This is a genomic window from Actinoplanes flavus (genome assembly GCF_017592555.1).
Taxonomy (GTDB): domain Bacteria; phylum Actinomycetota; class Actinomycetes; order Mycobacteriales; family Micromonosporaceae; genus Actinoplanes; species Actinoplanes flavus.
This window is the reverse complement of sequence record NZ_JAGFNS010000022.1, coordinates 1-14,972: the sequence shown is the minus strand read 5'-3', so window position 1 is coordinate 14,972 and position 14,972 is coordinate 1. Positions and strand designations below refer to the sequence as shown.

The following is a 14,972-nucleotide window of genomic DNA, read 5'->3' as shown; positions in this document are numbered from 1 at the left end:
GGGGGGGGGGGCGTGGGGGGGGGCGGGGCCCCCCCCGGCCGCCGGGGGCGGGGGGGGGGGGGGGGGGGGGGGCGGCCGCCGCGCCACTCCGGGGCGGTCGGTTCCGGAGACACCGTCCATGCCGAGGAGTTGCCGTGGGAACCGTGACGGAGAGCCCGTCCCGCCTCGCGTGGCGGGTCACCGAGCCGCTGCACGCGATGGTCTACTTCGTGCCGGAGGCCCCGGAACGGTTCGCGGCGTTCGGCCTCAGCCCGATGGACGGCTACTTCGCGTCCCGTGGGGCGGCCTTCGGCCCGGTGGGCCCGGAGATCGTGGCCGCCACCTTCTACAACTTCAACCCGGCGCGGGTCGCTCGCGCGCTGCCCGCGGCCTGGGCCAAGGCGAGCCCGGAGCAGCTGATCCAGGCCCGGCTGGAGGCCGCCGACGCCGCCCTGACCCGCGGGCTGGGCGCGGACGTGGTGGCCGGCCCGGAGATGGCCGAGGCGGCCGAGCTGGCCCGTACCGCGGCGGAGGCGGCCGCCCGGCTGCCGCACGGCCGGCCGCTGTTCGCCGCCCACTCCGCGTTGCCCTGGCCCGAGGCGCCGCACCTGGTGCTGTTCCACGCCCAGATGCTGCTCCGCGAGTTCCGCGGGGACGGGCACGTGGCGGCGCTGCTGGCCAACGGGGTCAGCGGCCTCGACGCGATCGTCATGCACGCGGCCAGCGGGGAGGTCGACGGGCGGTTCCTGCGGGCCACCCGGGGGTGGAGCCGCGAGCAGTGGGCCGAGGCCGAGGACGACCTGCGGCGCAGCGGGCTGTACGGCGACGACGGGCTCACCCCGGCGGGCGTGGCCCTGCGGGCGCACATCGAGGAGCGGACCGACGCGGTGGCGGAGGCGGCCTACCGGGCGATCGGCGACGAGGGCTGCCTGCGGCTCGCCTCGCTGACCCGGCCGCTGAGCCGGACGATCGTGAAGGCGGGGCTGCTGAACCCGGCCGCCCTGGCTGAGCAGAAGGCCCCGTGAACCTGACCACGCAGGTCACCTGGCCGAATTCGTTGCCGGAGAGTGATTGTTACGTCACGCTTGGTGCGTGACAGAACCCCAGCGGAGACACCCGGCGTCCTGGTGGGCGCAGTTCCCTGCGTCCTCCGAGCGGTTCGACGCCGCGCACCTCACCGAGGGCCTGGGCGAACTGATCAACCCGAAGATAGCCGCGCCGCTGCTGCGGCGGGAGGCGGAGATCGCCACCGACATCCGGATCCGGTATCTCAACAAGCCGCAGAGCGAGGACCTCGCCGAGCGCTCCGCCAAGGGCAGCGAGCGGCTGACCGCCACGGTCGACCGGCTCGAGGAGCGATCCGGCGACCCGTCTTCGCTGGTCGGGGTCCGCGCGCTCTGTTTCCTGCTGGAGGGCCGCTTCGGCGAGGCGGCGGAGATGGCCGGGGAGTTCGTGCCGGAGCAGAAGCTCCTGCGGGTCTTCGTGGGCGCGCTGCGGATGGAACGCTTCGACAACGATCTCGCGGTCCGGATGCTGGCCGCCGGATTCGAGCCGGCCGAGGCGATCCAGGCCGGCCAGGTCGTCGGGAAGTACAGCTGGTGGCCGAGCTGGTTGATCAAGGAGGTCACCGAGCGGGCGATGGCCGGCCGGCTCGACGACGAGACGGTCGAGGCGCTGGACAAGTGCGCGTACGCGGATCTGGACCCGGCCCAGGCGCGGATCGCCCGTCGCCTGCTGGCCGGGGAGGACGCCCTGATCGACGCGTCCGCGCAGCGGCTGGTGGCCCTCGGCGAGCCGCACGCGGCGGAGAAGCTGCGCGCGGGCGACCTGGCGACGGTCGCCCTCGCGGCTCGGCTCGTGATGTCCCAGTAGCTCAGGCGCCGCCCTCGGTCAGGGTGACCGTGGCCGGCTGGAAACCGGACCCGTCGACGTCGACGCCCGCGGCCTTGGCCTGCTCGATCGCCTGCTTGATGTAGTCGTTCGTGTAGGCCAGGCCCTCCGGGGCCCGGGTCAGCACGGTGTCGCCGGTCTGGTTCCTCGTGGTCTGCGAGATCTCCACGGTCTGCTTCCAGGCCGCCTCGTCGATCGTGCCGATCCCGCCCGCGGCGGCCGGCCACACCAGCTTGCTGACCTCGTTCATCTGCCACAGCTGGTGGCTGCGGCCGAGCTTGGAGCCCTTCGCGACGACCAGGTCACGGCACTTCTCCGGGTTGTCGCGGCAGAACGCCCAGCCCTTGATCGTGGCGGTCAGGAACGTGACGGTCTGCTGCTGGTACGCCGGATCGTCCAGCTTCTGGGTGTTCGCCCACACCGCGTCCTGGAGCATCGAGGAGCCCTCGGTCTTCCAGTCGATGATCGCGAAGTCGCCGGCCGTGTAGAGCTTGCCGGTGGCCGGGTTCTTCGCCTCCAGCAGCTGGGCGTACTCGTTGTAGCTCATCGCCTGGGCGGCGTCGATCTCCTTCTTCAGCAGCGCCTGCATGTCGAACTGCTGCTGCACCAGGGTGACGTCCTCACCGGGGTCGAGCCCGGCCTTGGTCATCCCGGCGAACAGCTCGAACTCGTTGCCGAAGCCCCAGTTGCCGACCTTCTTGCCCTTCAGGTCGGCGGCCTTCGTGATGCCGCTGTCCTTCCAGGCCACCTGGTAGGTCCCGGAGCGGGCGAAGATCTGCCCCACGTCGGTGATGCCGGCGCCCTGCTCACGGGAGGCCAGCGCCTTCGGGACCCAGGCGATCGCGTAGTCGGCCTTCCCCTGGGCCAGGACGGTCTGCGGGACGATGTCGACGCCGCCCTCCAGCAGCGTCACGTCCAGGCCCTGCTCCCGGTAGAAGCCCTGGTCCACGGCCGCGATGTAGCCGGCGAACTGGGCCTGGTAGAACCACTGCAACTGCAGCTTGATCGGGGTGAGGGCGCCGCTCGCGCCCGGAGCCGGAGTGGTGGCGGTATCGGCGGTGCCGCAGGCGGTCAGCGCGAGAACCGATGCGAGGAATATCCGGGAAAGCTTCAACGCGAACCCCTAACTAGCTTGTAAGACGTTGTTTCCACGGCATGGCCAGGCGCTCCAGCAGGAGCGTGGCCAGGTAGAAGGCGAGTCCGAGGAGGCAGGCGCCGGCCACGAAGGCCCAGGCACGGGGGTAGGCGGTGAACGCCGCGGCGGAGGTGATCCGCGCGCCGAGCCCGTCCTGCAGCCCGCCGAAGTACTCGGCGACGACCGCGGCGATCACGGCCAGCGACGACGCCTGCCGCAGGCCGGTGAAGAAGTGGGGGAGCGCGCCGGGCAACCGCACCTTGCGGGCGAAGGTCCAGCCGGACGCCGCGTACGTGCGCATCAGCTCCTGATGGACCGGGTCCACCTCGCGCAGCCCGCGCAGCAGGTTCAGGAAGACCGGGAAGAACACCACGATGCCGGTGACCAGGCGGCGCGGGACGCTGCTGGTCGACTCGAACATGTTGTTGAGGATCGGGGCGAGGGCGATGATCGGCAGCGCGTTGAGCACCGCGGCGAACGGGATCGACACCTCGCCGAGGACCAGGAACCGGCTGGCGGCGAGCGCGGCCAGCACCGCCACCAGGGTGCCCCCGATCAGGCCGATCAGCGCGTTCGCGCCACTGGCCAGGGCGGCCTCCCCGATGTTGCGCCGCTGCTCGGCGATCTGCGCCCCGATCGCCGACGGAGCGGGCAGGATGAACGGCGCGACCCGGCCCAGCGTGACGAACAGCTCCCAGAGGATCAGGGCGAGGATGCCGACGATCACCGGCGGCAGGACTCTTCTCATGAGCGCAGCGCCTGTCGTACCTCGGTGATCTTCTCGAAGTAGGCCGGGGCCTGCCGTCCGGCCTCGTCCCGCGACGGCAGCTCCACCTCGATCGACGCGGTGATCCGCCCCGGCCGGGCGGACATGACGACCACCCGCCCGGAGAGGAACACCGCCTCGGCGATCGAGTGAGTGACGAAGACCGTGCTGGTCCCGGTCTTGGCGCAGATGCCGAGCAGCTCCGACTGCAACCGTTCCCGGGTCATCTCGTCGAGCGCGCCGAACGGCTCGTCCATCAGCAGCAGCGGCGGCTGGACCGCGAGGGCACGGGCGATCGCCACCCGCTGCTGCATGCCGCCGGAGAGCTGACCCGGATAGTGCCCGGCGAAGTCGGCCAGGCCGACCAGCTCCAGCATCTCCTCGGCCTTGGCCCGGCGTTCGGCCTTGGACACCCCGCGCAGCTCCAACGGCAGTTCGACGTTGCGGCGGACGGTCCGCCACTCGAAGAGGCCGGCCTGCTGGAAGGCGATGCCGTACTCCTGCTCGCGGCGGGCCTGGCTCGCCGGGCGGCCGGCGACGGTGACCGTGCCGCTGGTCGGCTCGATCAGGTCGGCGATCAGCCGCAGCAGGGTGCTCTTGCCGCAGCCGGACGGCCCGATCAGCGACACGAACTCGCCGTCGCCGACGGTGAGGTTCACGTCCGTCAGGGCCGGCACCTCGTCGGACCGCCCCCGGTTGAAGACCTTCGTGACGTTGTCCACGACCACCGCGGTCACAGTGTCGCCACCTCCACGTGTCGCCGGTGCCGCATCAGCGGCAGTTCCAGGAGGCTCACGGCGCCCGCGACGAGCAGGCCCAGCAGGGCCGCGCCGAGCATGGCCGTGTAGACCTTGGCGGGATCCGAGGTGGCCTCCCGCGAGTACTCGATGATCAGGCGGCCGATGCCGCCCCGGGTGCCGGTGGAGATCTCACCGACCACCGCGCCGACCACCGCGGCCGCGCCGGCCAGCCGCAGCGCCGGGAAGAGGTAGGGCAGCGCCGCCGGGAAGCGCAGCTTCACCAGCGTGCGCCACCAACCGGCGGCGTAACTGCGCATCAGCTCCACCCCGCCGGCCGACGGCGACTGGAGCCCGCGCAGCATGCCCACCGCGACCGGGAAGAACGCCAGGTAGGCGGCGATCACCGAGACGGTCGCCCAGGGCGGCATGAGGGTGCCGCCCCAGCCGGCGATCAGCGGCGCGAGCGCCACCAGCGGCACGGTCTGGGAGAGGACGACGTACGGCAGCAGCCCCCGCTCCACGATCCGGAACCGTTGCATGGCCGCCGCCAGGACCAGCCCGATCACCGTGCCGGCGGCGAACCCGGCCGCGGTGATGCCGAGCGTGAACAGGCAGGCCTGGAGAACCACGAGCCACACCGGCCGGCCGCCGGTCATCTCCGGATCGGCCAGCCGCCGCCCGATGGTCCACAGATGCGGCATCGAGAGGTCGTCGGCGCGGGGCAGGACCCGTACGCCGAACAGCACCGTCCCCTCGGGATCACCGGCCGCCTTGTAGCCCTCCCACAGCAGCGCCGCCACGGCCAGCCCGGCGATCACCGAGAGGACCCGCCTCACGAGAACGCCGGGATGACGTGCTCGCCGTACGCCGAAAGGGTTTGATCTTTGGCGTCGTGCTGGAGATAGACGGCGAACTGGTCGACGCCCAGCTGTTTGAGCTCCTGTAACCGCTTCACGTGGTTCTCCACCGGCCCGAGGACGCAGAACCGGTCCACGATCTCGTCCGGTACGAACGAGGTGTGGGTGTTGCCGGCCCGCCCGTGCTCGGCGTAGTCGTACCCCTGGCGGGCCGCGATGTAGTCGGTCAGCGCCTGCGGCACCGCCCGGCCGTCGCCGCCGTAGCGGCCCACGATGTCGGCGATGTGGTTGCCCACCATCCCGCCGAACCAGCGGGTCTGCTCCCGCTGGTGTGCCAGGTCGTCGCCGACGTAGGCGGGCGCCGCCACACAGAACCTGATCGCGTCCGGGTCCCGGTTGTGGAGAACCGCGGCCCTCCGGACCGCCGTGATCATCCACTCGGCGATGTCCGGGTCGGCGAGCTGGAGGATGTAGCCGTCGCCCACCTCCCCGGTGAGGGCGAGCGCCTTCGGGCCGTAGGCGGCCACCCAGACCTCGAGGCGGCTGTCCGCGGCCCAGGCCAGCTGGAGTTCCCGGCCGCGGACCATGACCCGCTCCCCGTTGGCCAGGCCCTTGATCGCCAGCACGCTCTCGCGCAGCTGACTCAGGGTCTGTGGGGCGAGGCCGAGCACCCGCAGGGCGGAGTCGCCCCGGCCGATGCCGCAGATGGTGCGATTGCCGTACATCTCGTTGAGGGTCGCGAAGGTCGAGGCGGTGACCGTCCAGTCCCGGGTGCCCGGATTGGTGACCATCGGCCCGACCACGATCCGCTCGGTGGCGCCGAGGATGGCCGAGTAGACCACGTTCGGCTCCTGCCAGAGCACGTGCGAGTCGAAGGTCCAGAAGTGACTGAAGCCGGCCGCCTCCGCCTTCTTCGCCCACTCGACGACCTCCAGCGCGGGTGGGTCGTTCTGCAAGACGACGCCGATGTCCATGCCCACCCCCTTCTAGAGCAGGTAGTCGCTGAGGCCGCGCTTGAGGTAGCGGCCGCGGCCGGCCCGCCCGGTGTACTCACCACCGGAGGCGATCACCTCGCCGCGGGCGATGACCGTGTCCACGCGGCCGTCGATCTCCCAGCCCTCCCACGCAGAGTGGTCCATGTTCATGTGGTGCGTCTCGGCGCTGATCCGGGTACGCCCGTTCGGGTCGTACAGGACGATGTCGGCGTCCGAGCCGGGGGCGATGATCCCCTTGCGCGGGTAGAGGCCGAACATCCGCGCCGGGGTGGTCGCGATCGTCTCCACCCAGCGGCCCAGCGACAGCTTCCCGTCGACGACGCCCTGGTAGAGCAGGTCGACCCGGTGCTCGACGCCGCCGATCCCGTTCGGGATCTTCGAGAAGTCGCCGAGGCCCAGCTCCTTCTGGTCCTTGAAGCAGAACGGGCAGTGGTCGGTCGACACCACCGACAGGTCGTTGGTACGCAGGCCCTGCCACAGGTCGGCGCGGTGCGTCTCGTGCTTGGACCGCAGCGGCGTCGAGCAGACCCACTTGGCGCCCTCGAAGCCGGGCGCGCCGAGCTGGTCCTCCAGGGTGAGGTAGAGGTACTGGGGGCAGGTCTCGGCGAAGACGTTCCTCCCCAGGTCACGGGCGTTGCGGACCTGTTCGAGAGCCTTCGACGCGGACAGGTGCACGATGTAGAGCGGGCAGTCGGCGGCCACGCTCGCCAGCCAGATGGCCCGGCTGGTGGCCTCCGCCTCCAGCTCCTGCGGGCGGGTCAGACCGTGGTGGACCGGGTCCGTCTGACCGCGTTCCAGGGCCTGCTTGACCAGTACGTCGATGGCCGGCCCGTTCTCCGCGTGCATCATGATCATGGCGCCGTTGTCCCGCGCCTTCTGCATGGCGCGCAGGATCTGCCCGTCGTCGGAGTAGAACACCCCGGGGTACGCCATGAAGAGCTTGAAACTGGAGATGCCCTCACCGGCCACCAGCTGATCCATGGCCTTGAGCGACTCGTCGTCCACGCCGCCGAGGATCATGTGGAAGGCGTAGTCGATGTGACAGTTGCCGTCGGCCTTGCCGTGCCAGGCGGCGAGACCGTCCTGAACGACCTCGCCGGTCCGCTGCACCGCGAAGTCGATGATCGTGGTCGTCCCGCCGATCGCCGCGGCCCTGGTGCCGGTGTCGAACGTGTCGCTGGCGTGGGTGCCGCCGAAGGGCAGCTCCATGTGCGTGTGGGCGTCGACGGCGCCGGGGATCACGTACTTGCCGGTGGCGTCGATGACATGGCCGACCTCCGGCGAGTGGCCCGGCGCGAAGATCGCCGCGATGGTCTCGCCGTCGATGAGGACGTCGGCTTTCGTTCCTCCGGTGGAGCCGACGACTGTCCCGCCCCTGATCAGCGTGGTCACGGCGCCACCAGCCCGGCGTAGGAGTCGGGGCGGCGGTCGCGGAAGAACTGCCAGCGGTCGCGGACCGTGCCGAGCAGGCTCAGGTCCAGGTCCCGAACGATCAGCTCGGGATGGTGGGTGTCCGCCACCTCGCCGACGAACTTGCCCTCCGGGTCGACGAAGTACGTCTGGCCGTAGAAGTCGTTGTCACCCAGCTCCTCGACGCCCACCCGGTTGATGGCGCCGATGAAGTACTCGTTCGCCACGGCGCTGGCCGGCTGCTCCAGCTGCCACAGGTAGGAGGAGAGACCGCGGCTGGTGGCCGACGGGTTGAACACGATCTGCGCGCCGCCCAGGCCCAGCGCGCGCCAGCCCTCGGGGAAATGGCGGTCGTAACAGATGTAGACGCCGACCTTGCCGACCGCGGTGTCGAAGACCGGGTAACCCAGATTTCCGGGCCGGAAGTAGAACTTCTCCCAGAACCCCTTCACCTGCGGAATGTGGTTCTTGCGGTATTTACCGAGGTATTCGCCGTCGGCGTCGACGACGGCCGCGGTGTTGTAGAGGACGCCGGGCTGCTCCTGCTCGTACATCGGCAGGATCATGACCATTCCCAGTTCCGCGGCGAGCGCCTGGAAACGCTCGGTCGTCGGGCCCGGGACGGATTCGGCGTACTCGTAGTAGGCGGCGTCCTGGACCTGGCAGAAGTACGGGCCGTAGAAGAGTTCCTGGAAGCAGATCACCTTCGCGCCCTGGGCGGCGGCCTCACGAGCGTAATCCTCGTGCGCCTTGATCATCGATTCCTTGTCGCCCGTCCAGGTGGTCTGGACGAGGGCGGCGCGGACGACTCCGGTCGTCATGGCGGCCCCTCTCTATTCGATCTTCTGGCACGCGCAGTGCGCCTCTCAACGCCTGTGATCGTGTGTTTACTCCTCGTTATGGGTCCTGCGCCAGGGGTTGCTTACCGGCGTCGGATGCCGTAGGACACTAACGACACACCATGAGGCGGACAATTGCCCGTACGTTACGGAATGTTTCGGAGACGATAATTTGCTGACGCTGATCACCGGGGCGGTTCAGGACAGAAGCGCCCGGGGCATCGCGGCGGCGGTGAGCCGCCTGATCACCTCCGGCCGGCTGCCCGCCGGAGCCCGGCTGCCCACCGTCCGCACGGTGGCCGGCGGGCTCGGCGTCAGCCCGACGACGGTCAGCGAGGCGTGGCGCAACCTCATCCTCGCCGGGGCGATCCAGACCCGCGGCCGCTCCGGAACCTTCGTGTCCGGGCCGCTGCCGCCCCGCGCGCGACTTCGGTACGCCCAGCTCAGCGGCGCCCGGATCGGCCTGCCGCGAGACCTGTCCACCGGTGTGCCCGACCCGCTGCTGCTGCCGTCGCTCGACGTGGCGCTGCGCCGGATCGGCGACGGACGGTGGGCCGGAAGCTATCTCGACCCGCCGGTGCTGCCCGGGCTGGAGAAGGTGCTGCGGGAGCGGTGGCCGTACCCGCCGGAGCGGCTCACCGTGGTGGACGGCGCCATGGACGCGCTCGACCGGGTGGCCGGGGCGGTGCTGCGGTACGGCGACCACGTCCTCGTCGAGAACCCGGCCTTCCCGCCACTGCTCGACCTGCTCCAGGCGGTCGGCGCCACCGTCGTCGGCGTGCCGATGGACGCCGCCGGCATCGTCCCGGACGCGCTGCTGCGGGCCGTCCGCGGCTGCCGGGCGGTCGCCCTCTTCCTCCAGCCGCGCGCCCACAACCCGACCGGCGCCAGCATGGACGAGTCCCGGGCCGCGCTGCTCGCCAACGTCCTGCTGGAGGCGCCGCACCTGCTCGTGGTCGAGGACGACCACGCCGGCGACATCGCCACCGCCCCGCCGGTCAGCCTCGGCCGCTACCTGCCCGACCGCACCGTCCACGTGGCCAGCTTCTCCAAGAGTCACGGGCCGGACCTGCGGCTCGCGGCGGTCGGCGGGCCCGCCCACGTGCTCGACGCGGTCGCCGACCGGCGGCTGCTCGGGCCCGGCTGGTCCAGCCGGCTGCTCCAGGGCGTGCTGCTCGACCTGCTCACCGACCCGGACGTCACGGCACAGGTGGCGGCGGCCCGGGAGGCGTACGCGTGCCGCCGGTCCGCGCTGTCGGACGCGCTGGCCGACCGCGGCGTGACCGCCGGTGCGACCGACGGGATAAACCTCTGGCTGCCGGTCCCCGACCAGCAGAACGCCCTGGTCGCGCTCGCCGCCCACGGGATCGCGGCCGCGCCCGGCGCCCCGTTCTGCGTCACCCCGCTGCCCGGCGACCACCTGCGGATCACCGCGGGGCTGGTCGCCGACGGCCACGACGAGCTGGCCGGCATGCTCGCGGCGGCCGCCTCTCCGACCACCCGCGGCAGCGGCCGGCGGGACCTCGCGCACCCACCCGGATGGCGCTAGGGGAGTTCACGACAACGGAGGTCATCGATGAGTCTGCTCGACCGTCACCGGGCGGTGATGCCCGGTTGGATGCCCGTCTACTACGGCGACGACGCGCTGGAGATCGTCTCCGGCGGCGGGCGCCGGGTCACCGACGCCCGCGGCCGCACCTACCTGGACTTCTTCGGCGGGGTGCTGACCACGATGATCGGGTACGACGTGGCCGAGATCAGCGACGCGGTCCGCGCCCAGATCGGCACCGGCGTCGCGCACACCTCCACGCTCTACCTGATCCGGCGGCAGGTCGAACTGGCCGAGAAGATCGCCCGGCTCTCCGGCATCCCGGACGCGCGGGTCTTCTTCACCAACTCGGGCACCGAGGCCAACGAGTCGGCGCTGCTCATGGCCACGAACGTACGGCGGTCCAACCAGATCCTGGCGATCAAGAACAGCTATCACGGCCGGACCTTCGCGACCATGGCGGTCACCGGGCACCGCAGCTGGTCGTCCAGTTCGCTCAGTCCGCTGTCGGTGCACTGGCTGGCCTCCGCCGACCGGCTGCGCGGGCGGATGGCCGGGCTGACCGACGCCGACCTGCTCGACGCGGCCGTCGACGACCTGCGGGAGGTCCTCGCCACCGTCACCGCCGGGGACGTGGCCGCCCTGATCGCCGAGCCGGTCCAGGGTGTGGGCGGGTTCGTGCACGGGCCGGACGGGCTGCTCGGGGCGTACCGGAAGGTGCTGGCCGAACACGGGATCCTGCTCATCGCCGACGAGGTGCAGACCGGCTGGGGGCGGACCGGCGACCACTTTTGGGGCTACCAGGCGCACGGCGTCACCCCGGATCTGATCACCTTCGCCAAGGGCATCGGCAACGGGTTCGCGCTCGGCGGGGTGGTCGGCCGGGCCGAGGTGATGAACGCGGTCCCGGCGGTCAGCTTCTCCACCTTCGGCGGCAACCCGGTCAGCGCGGCGGCCGGCAACGCGGTTCTCGACTACGTGCTCGACCACGATCTCCAGGGCAACGCGCGGCGGGTCGGCGGGATCCTGCTCGGTGGGCTGCGGGCGCTGTCGTACGGCATCCTGGCCGAGGTGCGCGGGCGGGGGCTGATGATCGGGCTGGAGTTCGTCCGGGCCGGCACCACCGAGCCGGACCCGGCGGCCACGCTGCGGGTCTTCGACCTCTGCCGGGAGGGCGGCCTGCTGGTCGGCAAGGGCGGCCTGTACGGCAACGTGCTCCGGATCGGCCCGCCCCTCACCCTCACCGAGGACGAGGCCCGGGAGGGGCTCGCGATCCTGTCCGAAGCGATCGCCACAGCCGACGCCGAGTCCCACATCGCCTAGATCGACCCCGACCCGGAGAGCCGACTGGGCTTTTTCGGGCGCAACCGCTCACGCACGTCGCGCGGTGTGGCCCGCGTTCTGGGCGCGCCAGCGGCCAGCGGGCCGCGCCGGGCCCTCGGCGGGAGCGACGGTCCGCACCCACCACCCCGATGCGACATATGGATCTTTGCCGGTTTTCTGCCCTGGCGAGCCTAAAGATTTGTTCATCCGGGGTACGTTGACGGATACGCAGCGTAATCCAGCCGTCACCTTAGGGTGATATTTGGGAAACGGAAGGTTAACGAGGGCCGAACCTTGTACATGTTGCGTTGGGGGTATGGCAGTGGGCCCGTAACTCGGTCACGATCACGGCGTGACAGAAACATCCGTGATCTTGGCGCTGGTGGTCATCACGGCCCTGGCCTTCGATTTCACCAACGGGTTCCATGACACCGCCAACGCGATGGCCACCTCCATCGCGACCAAGGCGCTCCGGCCCAAAACGGCCGTCGCTCTGTCCGGTGTCCTGAACCTGGTCGGCGCCTTCCTCTCGGTAGAGGTCGCGCTGACCGTCACCAATGCCGTTGTCAAGATCCAGGACAAGAGCGGCGCGCCCAAGGCGGAACTCCTCGCCGACGGCGGCAGCGGACTGTTGCTGATCATCCTGGCCGGCCTCGTCGGTGGCATCGTCTGGAATCTGCTCACCTGGCTCCTCGGCCTGCCCTCCAGCTCGTCGCACGCCCTCTTCGGCGGCCTGGTCGGCGCCACCCTCGCCGGTCTCGGCGTGGCCGGCGTCAACTGGAACGGCGACGGCTCCAAGCTCGACGGCGTCGTGGGCAAGGTGCTCCTGCCCGCCGTCATCTCGCCGGTCATCGCGGGCGTCGTCGCCGTGGCCGGCACCTGGGTCATCTTCAAGATCACTGCCGGGGTGGCCGCGCGGTTCACCGAGAAGGGCTTCCGCTGGGGCCAGATCGGCAGCGCCTCGCTCGTCTCCCTGGCGCACGGCACCAACGACGCCCAGAAGACCATGGGCGTGATCACCCTCGCCCTGATCGCCAGCGGTCACTGGGACGACCTGGAGAACATCCCGCTGTGGGTCAAGGTCTCCGCGGCCCTGGCCATCGCGCTCGGCACGTACCTCGGCGGCTGGCGGATCATCCGCACTCTCGGCAAGGGCATCACCGACATCACCCCGCCGCAGGGCACCGCCGCGCAGTCCGGCGCCGCCGCCGTCATCCTGGCCTCCAGCCACCTCGGCTTCGCGCTCTCCACCACCCACGTGGCCACCGGCTCGGTGATCGGTTCCGGTCTCGGCCGTCCCGGCGCCACGGTCCGCTGGGCGGTCGCCGGCCGGATGGTCCTGGCCTGGCTGATCACCCTTCCCTCGGCCGGCCTGGTCGGCGCCGCGATGTGGTGGGTCGGCGACGCCGTCGGCGGCATGGCCGGCGCCCTCGTCGTCTTCGCCCTCCTGGTCGCGGCCTCCGGCGCGATGTACCTGCGCTCCCGCTCCGGCAAGGTCGACCACGAGAACGTCAACGACGACTGGGACGGCGTGGCCGCCCAGCCCGTCACCCCGATCCCCGCCGCCGCGGCGAACTGAAAGGCCGGGACATGCACAACCTCGACTTCGCGCTCACCGGCGCGTGGCAGGTCCTGCTCGCCGGCCTCGCCCTCGGCGCCGGCCTGCCGATCCTCTTCGCCCTCGGCATCCGCTCGCTCGCCTGGGGCGCCGGCGAGGCGTCCGTCAACACCAGCGGCGTCACCGCCGGCACCAAGCGCCCGCTCGGCACGGCCCTCGGCTACGCGCTGTTCGCGGTGGTCGTCCTCGGCGTGCTGCTCGGCCTCACGTTCATCGTGGCCAGCGGATTCGGGTACAAACTCGACTTCTCGCACATCTACCCGACGCTCGTCGAGAAGTAGACCGCGCGTCCCGGCGCCGGTTTCAAACCCCTTTCCGGTACGAGACCAGCGCCCCCACAGCGACAGCGGCGAACCCTGGCGCACCCGCGAGCCGGGTGCGCCCCCACGGCCGTGCCGCGCCCGCCGGGCGTGAGCGGTCCCTCACGGTCCCTTTCCGCGGGCCGGGCGGCGCTGTCAGGCCAGGCCGCGAGCCAGGACCCCGATGTCCGGATTGTCGGTGAACAGGCCGTCGATCCCGGTCCGCAGGAACGTCACCTGCTCGTCGATCGCCCTGCCGTAGGCGCTGACGTCGGTGCCGACCCGCAGTTCGGCCGGAAGGAACGAGTTCTCCGCGCGGAACGTGTACGGCACGACCCGGAGCCCGGCCGCGTGCGCGTCGCCGACCAGGCTGGTCGGCGTGCCCAGGGTGCCGTCCGCCCGCCGCGGGATGATCTGCCCCTTCTCCGGGCCGAGACCGTCCACGAACTCGGACAACTCCTTGAGACCACCCGGCGTCAGATAGTCGGCGTAGCTGCGCGGATCGTTGAACGGGTTGCCCGACGCGCTGCTCAGGAACACCAGCGGCACGTCGACCCGGTGCTCGTCGGCCAGCACCCGCAGGTTGGCCGCCTCGAACGACTGGATGAACACCTTCGCGCCCCGCCGGTCCAGGCCGTTGCGGCGCAGAGCCCGGACCAGCGGCTTCTCCAGCTCCAGGCCGAGCCGCTGGAAGAAGGTCGGGTGCTTGGTCTCCGGGAACACGCCCAAATCCCGGCCCAGCTCCTTGGACAGCCGCTTACGGAGGTCCAGCACCTCCTGGAACGTCGGCACCTCGAACCGCCCGTCGTACAGCGTGTTCCGCTGACGGATCGCCGGAATCCGCTCGACCGCACGCAGCGTCTTCAGCTCGGCGAGCGTGAAATCCTGGGTCCACCAGCCGGTGACGCTCACCCCGTCCAGAACCACCGTCCGCCTCCGGTCGGCGAACTCGGGCCGCGACGCCACATCGGTGGTGCCGCCGATCTCCGGCTCGTGCCGGCACACCAGGACACCATCCTTGGTGATCACCAGGTCGGGCTCCATGTAGTCGGCGCCCGTCCGCGCGGCCAGCTCGTACGACGCCAGCGTGTGCTCGGGCCGGTAACCGGACGCACCACGGTGGCCCACCACCAGTGCCCGGTTCCGGGTGCTGCCGTCGCCACCGGCCCACGCGGGCGCGGAAGCGGCGCCGGCCAGCGCCGGAGCGGCGGCGGCGACAGCGCCGAAGCGCAGCACCTGACGGCGATCTGCCACGTTCTCCTCCACGAACTCGATCCGGCGATCTCTCCGCCGGAGACTCACCCCCGGCGCCACCGCCGGAAGACCCCTCCGGCAGAGACCGCCGAAGACCCCTCCGGCAGAGACCGCCGAAGACCCGTGCAGAGTCGACGCGACAGATCCGTCACCCAGGCGACGATCTCATGGCGCATCCGCAAACGCCGGGTCAATGGTCATCCCCGCGTCCCCGCGTCCCCGCGCGCCCGCGTCCCCGCGCGCCCGCGTCCCCGCGTCCCCGCGTCCCCGCGCGCCCGCGTCCCCGCGCGCCCGCGTCCCCGCGCGCCCGCGTCCCCG

General features: G+C 71.3%; 14 protein-coding genes. 6 read left to right on the top strand and 8 right to left on the bottom strand.

Annotated features, from left to right (window positions below; translation table 11 throughout):
- The first annotated feature begins 134 nt into the window (after positions 1 to 134).
- Together J5X75_RS28965 and J5X75_RS28960 are read left to right on the top strand one after the other, a co-directional pair.
- A complete protein-coding gene (locus J5X75_RS28965) occupies positions 135 to 1,004 on the top strand; it encodes an SCO6745 family protein (protein ID WP_307798319.1) in 870 nt (289 codons plus the stop codon).
- Between the two features lie 67 nt (positions 1,005 to 1,071).
- Positions 1,072 to 1,851, top strand: coding sequence for a hypothetical protein (locus J5X75_RS28960; RefSeq protein ID WP_208470693.1), 780 nt, complete (start codon positions 1,072 to 1,074; stop codon positions 1,849 to 1,851).
- A gap of 1 nt (position 1,852) precedes the next feature.
- On the opposite strand, the gene J5X75_RS28955 is transcribed toward J5X75_RS28960, so the two are convergent.
- From J5X75_RS28955 to J5X75_RS28925, 7 genes are read right to left on the bottom strand one after another with little or no spacing between them, the layout of a single operon-like run.
- Positions 1,853 to 2,983, bottom strand: coding sequence for an ABC transporter substrate-binding protein (locus tag J5X75_RS28955; protein WP_208470692.1), 1,131 nt, complete (start codon positions 2,981 to 2,983; stop codon positions 1,853 to 1,855).
- Between the two features lie 13 nt (positions 2,984 to 2,996).
- The gene (locus J5X75_RS28950; protein ID WP_208470691.1) at positions 2,997 to 3,752 is read right to left on the bottom strand and encodes an ABC transporter permease; all 756 of its coding nucleotides are present in this window, start codon (positions 3,750 to 3,752) and stop codon (positions 2,997 to 2,999) included.
- Positions 3,749 to 4,507 (bottom strand): ABC transporter ATP-binding protein, encoded by a 759-nt coding sequence (locus J5X75_RS28945; protein ID WP_208470690.1) that lies wholly within the window; start codon positions 4,505 to 4,507, stop codon positions 3,749 to 3,751. Before J5X75_RS28945 ends, J5X75_RS28950 begins: the two co-directional genes overlap by 4 nt.
- Positions 4,504 to 5,346: an ABC transporter permease gene (locus J5X75_RS28940; protein ID WP_208470689.1), complete on the bottom strand. Its 843-nt coding sequence runs from the start codon at positions 5,344 to 5,346 to the stop codon at positions 4,504 to 4,506. Before J5X75_RS28940 ends, J5X75_RS28945 begins: the two co-directional genes overlap by 4 nt.
- On the bottom strand, positions 5,343 to 6,341 hold the full coding sequence (locus J5X75_RS28935) for a TIGR03842 family LLM class F420-dependent oxidoreductase (protein ID WP_208470688.1): 999 nt from the start codon (positions 6,339 to 6,341) through the stop codon (positions 5,343 to 5,345). The genes J5X75_RS28940 and J5X75_RS28935 overlap by 4 nt, the downstream gene beginning before the upstream one ends.
- A gap of 12 nt (positions 6,342 to 6,353) precedes the next feature.
- Positions 6,354 to 7,754 (bottom strand): dihydropyrimidinase, encoded by a 1,401-nt coding sequence (gene hydA, locus J5X75_RS28930; protein WP_208470687.1) that lies wholly within the window; start codon positions 7,752 to 7,754, stop codon positions 6,354 to 6,356.
- On the bottom strand, positions 7,751 to 8,593 hold the full coding sequence (locus J5X75_RS28925) for a nitrilase-related carbon-nitrogen hydrolase (protein ID WP_208470686.1): 843 nt from the start codon (positions 8,591 to 8,593) through the stop codon (positions 7,751 to 7,753). Before J5X75_RS28925 ends, hydA begins: the two co-directional genes overlap by 4 nt.
- Before the next feature lie 190 nt (positions 8,594 to 8,783).
- On the opposite strand from J5X75_RS28925, the gene J5X75_RS28920 reads away from it, so the two are divergent.
- The 4 genes from J5X75_RS28920 to J5X75_RS28905 all read left to right on the top strand — a co-directional run bounded on the left by J5X75_RS28920 (position 8,784) and on the right by J5X75_RS28905 (position 13,382).
- On the top strand, positions 8,784 to 10,160 hold the full coding sequence (locus J5X75_RS28920) for an aminotransferase class I/II-fold pyridoxal phosphate-dependent enzyme (RefSeq protein ID WP_208470685.1): 1,377 nt from the start codon (positions 8,784 to 8,786) through the stop codon (positions 10,158 to 10,160).
- Positions 10,161 to 10,187: 27 nt separating this feature from the next.
- Positions 10,188 to 11,483 carry an aspartate aminotransferase family protein gene (locus tag J5X75_RS28915; protein WP_208470684.1) on the top strand — a complete coding sequence of 432 codons (1,296 nt, stop codon included), beginning with the start codon at positions 10,188 to 10,190 and terminating at the stop codon, positions 11,481 to 11,483.
- A gap of 352 nt (positions 11,484 to 11,835) precedes the next feature.
- The gene (locus J5X75_RS28910; protein WP_208470683.1) at positions 11,836 to 13,062 is read left to right on the top strand and encodes an inorganic phosphate transporter; all 1,227 of its coding nucleotides are present in this window, start codon (positions 11,836 to 11,838) and stop codon (positions 13,060 to 13,062) included.
- 11 nt (positions 13,063 to 13,073) lie between these two features.
- A complete protein-coding gene (locus J5X75_RS28905; RefSeq protein WP_183225624.1) occupies positions 13,074 to 13,382 on the top strand; it encodes a hypothetical protein in 309 nt (102 codons plus the stop codon).
- A 174-nt stretch (positions 13,383 to 13,556) separates the two neighbouring features.
- On the opposite strand, the gene J5X75_RS28900 is transcribed toward J5X75_RS28905, so the two are convergent.
- Complete coding sequence (locus J5X75_RS28900) at positions 13,557 to 14,654, bottom strand: glycerophosphodiester phosphodiesterase (protein ID WP_208470682.1); 1,098 nt, start codon at positions 14,652 to 14,654, stop codon at positions 13,557 to 13,559.
- Positions 14,655 to 14,972: the final 318 nt, after the last annotated feature.

Excerpts from the sequence above, each read along its gene's own strand:
- J5X75_RS28935 (WP_208470688.1), bottom strand. The coding sequence starts at position 6,341 with ATGGACATCGGCGTCGTCTTGCAGAACGACCCACCCGCGCTGGAGGTC.
- J5X75_RS28925 (WP_208470686.1), bottom strand. The coding sequence starts at position 8,593 with ATGACGACCGGAGTCGTCCGCGCCGCCCTCGTCCAGACCACCTGGACG.
- J5X75_RS28905 (WP_183225624.1), top strand. The coding sequence starts at position 13,074 with ATGCACAACCTCGACTTCGCGCTCACCGGCGCGTGGCAGGTCCTGCTC.
- J5X75_RS28915 (WP_208470684.1), top strand. The coding sequence starts at position 10,188 with ATGAGTCTGCTCGACCGTCACCGGGCGGTGATGCCCGGTTGGATGCCC.
- J5X75_RS28950 (WP_208470691.1), bottom strand. The coding sequence starts at position 3,752 with ATGAGAAGAGTCCTGCCGCCGGTGATCGTCGGCATCCTCGCCCTGATC.